Origin of the sequence: Burkholderia sp. Ac-20379 (assembly GCF_017104645.1) — a bacterium.
GTDB lineage: Bacteria > Pseudomonadota > Gammaproteobacteria > Burkholderiales > Burkholderiaceae > Burkholderia.
This window is the reverse complement of record NZ_JAAGPF010000718.1, coordinates 1-1269: the sequence shown is the minus strand read 5'-3', so window position 1 is coordinate 1269 and position 1269 is coordinate 1. Positions and strand designations below refer to the sequence as shown.

The 1269-nt window shown below is 72.4% G+C and carries 1 protein-coding gene and 1 pseudogene; one reads left to right on the top strand and one right to left on the bottom strand.

Annotated features, from left to right (window positions below):
* Window positions 1–31 precede the first annotated feature (31 nt).
* Complete coding sequence (locus G3N92_RS34215) at window positions 32–400, bottom strand: nuclear transport factor 2 family protein (RefSeq protein WP_206131895.1); 369 nt, start codon at window positions 398–400, stop codon at window positions 32–34.
* 338 nt (window positions 401–738) lie between these two features.
* Here G3N92_RS34215 and G3N92_RS34210 point away from each other — a divergent pair.
* A pseudogene (locus G3N92_RS34210) lies at window positions 739–1269 on the top strand (FUSC family protein); the annotation flags it as partial.

The following is a 1269-nucleotide window of genomic DNA, read 5'->3' as shown; positions in this document are numbered from 1 at the left end:
GGCAAACCCGCGTCCGGCCGCCGCCGCGCCCTCAGCCGATCCGCGAGGCGTGCCCCGCGATCACGCGCCAGCGCGGCCCCGCCGCGCGCCAGAGCCGCGTGTAGGCGAACTGGCCGTCGATCGGCGTCGCGCCGAAATGACCGGACAGTTTCGCTTTCGTGACCGTCACGATCAGTTCGCCGACGCGCTGCGTGCGCGTCTCGTAGACGTCGAGCCGATGCAGGCGCAACAGCCGCGCGCGATGCGCATCCAGATCGTCGTCCTTCGACAGCACCTGCCCGTCCGGCGCCGTGAACACCAGGTCGTCGTCGATCAGTTCGGATAACGATGCAACGTCGTTGGCGAGCATCGCGTCGCGCAAGGCGGCTTCGTAGCGCTCGATGATGGCGATGGCGTTCATGGGCGGCTCCTCGTCGGGCAGGACGGTGAGCGCAGCGTACCCGACTCCGCCGCCCCTGCGTCGCACGCGTGCATCGGCGGATACCCTAAGCCGCCGCCCCGGCCGCTGTCCGTTGTCATTTTTGACCGGCTATCATCCGGGAAAACCCGAGCCGCCCGCCGCCGCGTCCTACCCTCGACGCGGCGCACGGGCGGCCCGGGTCGATCGCCTCACCGGGCGCATCGCCAGCCGGAGATCCCGGCGGGCCTGCGCACCCGGTGTCCATTCAACGCCGGGCTGCCCGCCCGGATATCGGCACACGGCCACAAGCCCGGTTGCCGGCACGGAAATCGTCGACCATGATCGCCGCCGCCTGCTCGCGCGTGTTTCATCACGCCCGCCTGCACGACCCCTCGCTCGCCCGCCTGCGCGGCGCCGCCCGCTCCGCCCTCGCCTGTTCGCTCACCGCCGGCCTCGGTCTCGCCTGGGCCGTTCGCCACCACGTTCCATTGACCGTCGCGATCCCCGCCGCGCTGTTCGCGATGATCGCGCCGCTGTTCCTGCGCGAGGCGCGCTGGTCCGGCTGGCTCGTCACGCTCGCGCTGCTCGCCGCTTGCGCGGGCCTGTCGCTGACCGCCGGGGCGGCCGTGGCCGAGCAGCCGCTATGGCGCGGCGCGGGCTCGCTGCTGGTGGTGTTCGCGGGCGTGCTGTGCCAATCGCTCGGCGCCCGCGCGGTGGGCGCGGCGATGCTGACGCTGGTGTCGTTCTACCTGGGGCTGTACCTGCATCCCGAGCCCGAGCGGCTCCTGCAGATGCTCGGCCTGATGACGGTCGCGCCGGCCGTGCTGGCGCTGGTGGGCCGCGTGCTGCTTCCGGCCGAGCACGGCCTA